Consider the following 7,410-nt stretch of genomic DNA (forward strand, 5'->3'; position numbering starts at 1 on the left):
CGTGCGGCTCTACATAATGTTCATTCACCCAATTGGTACAGCCGCAGGCCGTGCGGCGTTACGATAACAACGACCGGTACAGCGCCACCGTCTGCTGCGCGATGGCATCCCAACTAAAGACCTGCTCGACCCGCCGCCGGCCGGCTTGGCCGAATCGTTCGCGCAACGCCGGATCGGCCAGCAACCGGTTGATCGCCGCCGCCAGCTCGGACGAAAACGCTGCCGGATCGACCGGATCGAAGCTGCCCGGTTTGAGGTTGGGGTCAACTAGCAAGCCAGTCTCTTCCGGTACCACCACCTCTTTGATCCCGCCGACCGCCGAAGCGACTACCGCTGTCTCGCATGCCATCGCTTCCAGATTGATAATCCCAAACGGCTCGTACACGCTGGGGCAGCAGAAGACCGCGGCGTGCGAATAGAACTGGATCACGTCTTGGCGCGGCAGCATCTCGCGGATCCAGATCACGCCGGGCCGCTGCGCGCTCACCGCCGCCACCCGCTCCTCCATCTCAATCCCGATCTCTTTAGTGTCGGGTGCGCCGGCGCAGAGCACCACCTGCGCCGCCGGATCGATCTGCGGGATAGCGTTGACCAGATGGATAATCCCCTTCTGGCGCGTAATCCGCCCCACAAACAGCACGAACGGGCGGCCCGGATCGACCCCGTACCGTTCGAGTGCATCAGTCGCGCTCGTTTTGCGGTATTCGTGCAGATCGATCCCGTTGTAGATAACATGCACGCGGGCCGGATCGACGTTAAACAGCCGCAGAATATCATTCCGCGTCTCTTGCGAGACGGCCACCACCGCGTTGGCCTGCTCGATCGCGGTGCGCTCGATCCACGAACTGAGGTGGTAGGCGTTGCCCAATTGCTCAACCTTCCACGGGCGCAGCGGTTCGAGCGAGTGAATCGTCAGCACATACGGAATGCCCCACAGCTTGCTGGCGAAAAGACCGGCCAGATCGGTATACCACGTGTGGCAATGCACCACGCTCGCATCAAGGGTGTCTTTCGCCATCGCCAGCGAACGGGCCACCGCATCGACCGCGCTGGCGAAACGCGGGTCGGTGTTCTGGCGCGACTCTTCCCAGCGCGGATAGCCACGCACAGTCAGATTCGGATCATCAACCCGCTGATCGCCGAAACAGCGCACCTCAACCGGCACAATTCGCGCAAGGGCTTGGCTCAGATATTCGACATGAACTCCGGCCCCGCCGTAGATGTACGGCGGGTATTCGTTGGTAAAGATCGCCACGCGGCGCAGTTCAGGCATAGCGAGCCTCTTGAACTAGTGCAAAGGTGAACCAGTGTCTTCAGTATACATCCTTTTGCCGCGAGCGAATCAGGCCTGATCGCGTATAATGCGCCAAAAAAGAAGGGAAGATGATGATCGAACTGTTCATTCGCGGAGTGCTGTTTGGGTTGGCGATCGCGGCGCCGGTCGGCCCCATCGGTCTGCTGTGTATTAGACGGACGATAACCGATGGCCGGATCGCCGGGTTTATCAGCGGGTTGGGTGCGGCGACGGCTGATGCGCTCTATGGTTCGATCGCGGCGTTGGGTTTGCAGGCGCTCAGTCTGTGGCTGCTTGGCATCAGCCCGATCTTGCGTATCGTGGGTGGCGTAGCGCTGCTCTGGATCGGTCTGACCACGATGCTGGCGCGACCGCAGCCGATTGTCGCCCAACCCGAACCGACCAAACGAGGACTGCTCGGCGCGTATGTCTCTACCCTCTTCTTGACCCTCACCAACCCGGCGACGATCCTAATCTTTACCGTGATCTTCGCCGGTCTTGGGCTGAGCGCCGGCGCCGGCGGCTTGGCTGGCTTGGCTTTGGTGGCCGGGGTGGCAATTGGCTCGGCGCTCTGGTGGACGATTCTGAGCGGCGGGGTGGGGTTCGTGCGTGGGCGCGTCACGCCGCCGATGTTGCGGGTGATCAATGTGGTGTCGGGGTTGATTATTGGCGGGTTTGGGGTGGCGGCGTTGTTTGTTGGATAACGGGGCGCAGCGCCGCTGCGGGGGCACAGCGGCGCTGTGCCCATACGAGGCAAGGTTGAGAGCGATGTACGTTGTGATTGTTGCGAATGCGCCGGGACTTGATCTGTCGCCGTACCGGCATCTGCTAGCGGCTGCCGATCGGGTGATCGCCGCTGATGGCGGCGGCACGGCGCTCTTTGCCCACGGCTATACGCCGTACCTGCTGATCGGCGACCTCGATTCGATCGCTGCCGAGGCCTTAGCGGCGTATCAAGCGCAGGGGGTGGCAATTGAGCGCCACCGTCCTGACAAAGATGAGACCGATTTAGAATTGGCGTTACTCGCAGCGGTGAACCTCGGCGCGAGCCGGATCGACATCATCGGCGCGCTCGGCGGGAGGTGGGATCAGTCGTTGGCCAATGTGTCGTTGTTAGGGATGGCTGAGCTGCGTGAGCGGCAGGTGCGGCTGATCGATCATCCGCAACAGATCTGGCTCGTGCGCGACGAGAGTTTCATTCCCGGCGCGATTGGCGATACCGTCTCGCTGCTGCCGTTCGGCGGCGATGCGCACGGCATCACCACCGAAGGCTTAGCGTACCCTCTACGCAACGGCTCGTTGCTGCACGATCGGGCGCGCGGCGTCAGTAACGTGATCACCGCGACTCCGGCGCGGGTGCAGGTGGGTGATGGGGCGCTGCTGATCGTGTGGACGGCGCGCGCACTTTGAAGACGAACCATTGGGCGCGATAGCCGCACCGCCGTGCGGGGTAGGCGGCGCACTTTCCTGCGCTGCCAACAATGCGTTGCACCGTTGGGTAGGCTGGAAGCCGCACCGCCGTGCGGAGCCGCACCGCCGTGCGGCACTCCTACACCACGCGCACAAACTTGCGCCGGCCCACCTGCACCACCACGTTCGCGCCGGGGTTGAGGGTCAGCGTATACCCATCCACCCGCTCGCCATCGACCCGCACGCCGCCGCCGTCGATCAAGCGGCGCGCTTCGCTCTTGCTCGGCGCAAGGCCGGCAGCAACCAGCACCTCGACGATTCCGGCGGGCGCTTCAAGGGCAAAGTTCGGAATATCTTCCGGCAACTCGCGTTCGACAAACTGGCGGATGAACGCCGCTTCGGCTGCCGCTGCCGCCGCCGGGTCGTGGAACTGGGCCACAATCTCGCGCGCCAGCCGCATCTTGAGATCGCGGGGATTGACCTGCCCGGCTGCCATGGCCGTCTTCATCTCGTGAACCTCGGCCATCGGCACGTCGGTCAGCACTTCAAAATAGAGTGGCAACACCTCGTCACTCATTGACATAATACGACCGTACATCTCGGCGGGCGGCATGCGAATATCGACGGTATTGTTAAACGTCTTCGACATCTTGCGCCCGTCGGTGCCGGGAATGAGCGGCACGAGGAAGACCTGCTGCGGCGTCATGCCCAACTGCGCCATCAGTTCGCGCCCGGCCAGAATGTTAAACTTCTGGTCAGTGCCGCCAAACTCGACATCGGCCTTAATCGCGACCGAGTCGTAGGCTTGCAGCATCGGGTACATCAGTTCGAGAATCGTCAGCGGCGCGCCGGTCTCGTAGCGTTTGCGGAAGGTCTCGTGTGACAGCATCTGGGCCAGCGTGAAGCGTCCGGCCAAATCGAGCGCGTTTTCCAGCGTAAACTGGCCAAACCATTCGCTCTGCCAGCGCACCTCGGTGCGTTGGCGGTCAACCACCCGGAAAAACTGCTCCATGTAGGTCTCGGCGTTGGCGCGCACCTCAGCCGCCGATAAGCGGGTGCGCGTTTCATCACGCCCGCTCGGATCGCCAATCTGCGCCGTCCAGTCGCCGACGATCAACACCACCTGATGGCCCAACTCTTGAAAGGCGCGTAATTTGCGCAGACCCACCGCGTGCCCGATGTGCATATCGGGCTTGGTCGGATCGAACCCTTGTTTCAGGCGCAGCGGCGTCCCGCTTTGCAGGCGAGCGCGTAATTCGCTTTCGACAATGACTTCGGCAACGCCGCGACTCAGCAGTTCGGACACATCCATGCTCAACGCTCCCAATGGCAGCGACATTGCCCGGCAACGTCGCTGCGAGGATACAACGATACGCGCTTCCAGTCGCTCAAACGCCGTGCATGCTAACAGGCGAGCGGACTAGTGTCAAGCGCGTCATTCCGGATCGCTGGCTAAGGCGGTCAATGCAGTTTGCAACTGATCGGAGAGATCAAGTGGATTATTGCCCAACCATACGACCGCCACAGCGCCGGCGGCACGGGCCGCGGCAGCAGCAGCTTGATCATGCACGAGTGCGATCAGCGGGGCGCTATGGTTGAGTTGTTGCCAGAGGGCGAGGGAGGCCGCATCAATCACTTCGGCCACCACGAGACAAGGATGCGGATGATGGGCCAGCAAGCCTTGGGCCGCAACCTCAGTATCGGCGATCAGCAACCGGTAGCCGCGCACATTCAGCGTAGCGACAATCGCGGCCCGCGCAACTTCATTCCGGCACACAATCAGGGCATCGGGCGAATTGCCGCTGCGCCGATCGGTAAGCGGACTGGCCGGGGTGATGTCGCTCCGCCGGTCGATCTTGTAACTGCTGCCAGAAACCTGCTTGGCCGCCTGCTTGAGTTCAGCCGCAACCCGGCTCATCTCATCAACCGTGGCAAACGAACGCAGATAGGTCGTCACGACGGCGATTGACAGGCTGATAATGCCAAACTGGCGCGGCACGCCGTAGCGATCGGTCGCGATCAGATACCCGCGCTGCAAGTCGGCTTCATCGTAAAGGGAACGGATTCGTTCATCAAAGACCCGGATGATGCGCTGGCACAACGCTTCGGGATCAGCGCCGAAATGCAGGATGACAAAGTCATCGCCGCCGATGTGGCCAAGAAAATCACCGGGATCAATCTGCTCTTGCAAGACGCTGGCTAACAGATGGATCGCCCGATCACCGCGGGCAAACCCGTAGACATCGTTGAACGCTTTGAAATTGTCGAGATCGACATACATCAAGGCAAATACGCTCTGCTGTTCGAGTTGGCGGCTGATCTCGGCCTGAATTGCGACATTGCCGGGCAGGCCGGTCAGCGGATTGCGGGTCGGCAATTGCGCTGCCCGGCGAAGGTGCGAACGCACCCGCGCCAGTAACACCTCACGGTCATACGGCTTGACAATGTAGTCGTCAGCGCCGGTTTCCAACCCTTCCACAACGCGCGCCGACTCGCCAACCGCCGTCAGGATGAGCATCGGCAGGTGGGCAGTGCGGGTATCATTGCGCAACTGGCGAATCGCTTCCAGCCCATCCATCAGGGGCATGAGCAAGTCGGCGATGATCAGATCCGGCGGTTGCTCCTGCGCACGCCGCACCAATTGGTCGCCGTTCGTGACAAGCTGCACATCGTAACCCTCACCAGCCAGCATCTCCTGCAGGAGCATGCCGACATCCGGTTCGTCTTCGGCAACGAGGATTCGGGCCGGTGCTGTCATGTCACGCCCCCACTGCATTGCTCGCAAAAGCATCTACCGGAAGATGCTTGAAAAATAATTCCTCGTTCAGCGTTTATAGCATACCACACTCAGCCAAGCGGCGTGAAGATCTTATCTTTGCGATATGCACCTTATCTTGCACCGAAAGGGGCTTCTCAAGAACGAGATTTATGCTATAATATTAATCTTGTGCGGCGTATTTTATGCCGCAACATGATTGTATTTGTGAAACGGAACACCATGACGACGTTTGCTGAGTTGGGCCTGAGCGATGCGCTGATCGCTACCTTGAGCGGGTTGGGCTATGACGAACCGACCCCCATTCAGGCACAGACCATTCCACTGTTACTTGCCGGTCGCGATGTGATCGCTCAGGCCCAGACCGGCACTGGGAAGACGGCAGCGTTTGCGCTGCCTATGATTGAACGGGTGACTGATGATCTCGCCGTGCAGGCGCTGGTATTAGCGCCGACGCGCGAGCTGGCCGTACAGGTGGCCGAGGCGATCCATCGCTATGGCCGCCATCGGGCGCTGCGGGTATTGCCGATTTACGGCGGCCAGCCGATCGAACGGCAGTTGCGCGGGTTGGCGCAAGGGGTGCAAATTGTGGTCGGTACGCCGGGCCGGGTGCTCGATCATCTCCGCCGCGGCTCGCTCCGCTTTGACCAGCTCCGGATGGTCGTGCTCGACGAGGCCGACGAGATGCTCGATATGGGTTTCGCCGAGGAGCTTGAGGCGATCCTGCAACTGGTTCCCGCCGAGCGGCAGACGGCGCTCTTCTCGGCGACCTTGCCCCCCGCCGTGCAGAATCTGACCTTGCGCTACACGCGCCAGCCGGTACGGGTGAGCATTGCGGCTGAGCAATTGGCGGCGCCGCGCATTCGCCAGCTCTATTACGAGGTGCTGGCCCGCGATAAGCTCGATGCGCTGTGCCGGGTGCTCGACGCCGAGATGCCGCAGTTGGCGATCGTCTTCTGCCGCACCCGCCAAGAGGCCGACGATATTGGCGAACGGCTGCAAGGGCGCGGCTATGCCGCCGAGTCGCTCCACGGCGATCTCAGCCAAGCGGTGCGCGATCGGGTGATGCGCCGGTTTCGCGAGGGCCAGCTCGATGTGCTGGTCGCGACCGATGTCGCTGCGCGCGGCCTTGATATCGCCGAAGTGAGCCACGTTATCAATTACGATGTGCCGACCGATCCCGAAAGTTACGTCCACCGGATTGGCCGCACGGGCCGGGCCGGGCGCGATGGGGTGGCGATCACCTTTATTACGCCGCGTGAGCGCCGGATGCTGCAAACCATCGAGCGGTTAACGCGCACGCGCATTGAGCGGCGCGCTATGCCGACCCTCGCCGATGTGGCTGCCCGCCGCCGCGCTGCCCTCCGCGATCAGTTGCGCGAGGCGATGGCAACCCCCGGTCTTGACAGCTATACGGCGCTGGTTGATGAGCTGGCCGCTACCCACGATCTGCGCGCCATAGCTGCCGCAGCGATCAAATTGCTGCTCAACGAAGCTGAGACTGAGCAGGTTGATACCATTACCCGCCTCGAGCCTGCCCGGCCTGAGCGGGCCGAACGTTCCGAACGCACCGAACGCGCGCCGCGGGCCAAGCGCGGCGAAGCCGCTGAGCGGTCTAGTCGCGGTGAGCAGGGGATGGCGCGCATTCAGATCAACCTTGGCCGCAACGATCAGGTGCGCCCCGCCGATATTGTCGGCGCGATTGCAAACGAGGCGGGGGTGCCCGGTCGCAGCATTGGCGCGATCGAGGTGCGCGCGCGCGCGAGCTTCGTCGAAGTGCCGCGCCGCGCTGTCCGGCACGTATTGCAGGCCCTCAACCGCACGAGCCTGCGTGGCCAGCGCGTCCGCGCGACCTTGGCCGATGAAACGCCGGTCGCGGCATAAGAGCGCGGTAGAAGTGGGGTAGGGGCGGGGTAGGGGCATAGCGATG

Annotated in this window: 6 protein-coding genes; 3 read left to right on the forward strand and 3 right to left on the reverse strand. The window is 62.2% G+C overall.

Annotation, left to right across the window (positions count from 1 at the left end):
* Positions 1-58: 58 nt before the first annotated feature.
* Positions 59-1,273 (reverse strand): glycogen synthase, encoded by a 1,215-nt coding sequence (gene glgA, locus A6A03_RS02220; protein WP_066783147.1) that lies wholly within the window; start codon positions 1,271-1,273, stop codon positions 59-61.
* Positions 1,274-1,383: 110 nt separating this feature from the next.
* On the opposite strand from glgA, the gene A6A03_RS02225 reads away from it, so the two are divergent.
* Together A6A03_RS02225 and A6A03_RS02230 are read left to right on the forward strand one after the other, a co-directional pair.
* Entirely contained in the window at positions 1,384-1,998 is a 615-nt protein-coding gene (locus A6A03_RS02225) for a LysE family translocator (RefSeq protein WP_245668764.1), read from the forward strand.
* 64 nt (positions 1,999-2,062) lie between these two features.
* Positions 2,063-2,704, forward strand: a complete 642-nt coding sequence (locus tag A6A03_RS02230; protein ID WP_066783148.1) for a thiamine diphosphokinase — start codon at positions 2,063-2,065, stop codon at positions 2,702-2,704.
* 139 nt (positions 2,705-2,843) lie between these two features.
* Here A6A03_RS02230 and tyrS read toward each other — a convergent pair whose 3' ends face one another.
* Positions 2,844-4,016 (reverse strand): tyrosine--tRNA ligase, encoded by a 1,173-nt coding sequence (gene tyrS / locus A6A03_RS02235; RefSeq protein WP_066783149.1) that lies wholly within the window; start codon positions 4,014-4,016, stop codon positions 2,844-2,846.
* Between the two features lie 123 nt (positions 4,017-4,139).
* Positions 4,140-5,462, reverse strand: coding sequence for a response regulator (locus A6A03_RS02240; RefSeq protein ID WP_066783150.1), 1,323 nt, complete (start codon positions 5,460-5,462; stop codon positions 4,140-4,142).
* A 240-nt stretch (positions 5,463-5,702) separates the two neighbouring features.
* Here A6A03_RS02240 and A6A03_RS02245 point away from each other — a divergent pair, with 240 nt between their 5' ends.
* Entirely contained in the window at positions 5,703-7,364 is a 1,662-nt protein-coding gene (locus A6A03_RS02245) for a DEAD/DEAH box helicase (RefSeq protein ID WP_066783151.1), read from the forward strand.
* The last annotated feature ends 46 nt before the right edge of the window (positions 7,365-7,410 follow it).

It is taken from the genome of Chloroflexus islandicus (assembly GCF_001650695.1).
Classification (GTDB): domain Bacteria; phylum Chloroflexota; class Chloroflexia; order Chloroflexales; family Chloroflexaceae; genus Chloroflexus; species Chloroflexus islandicus.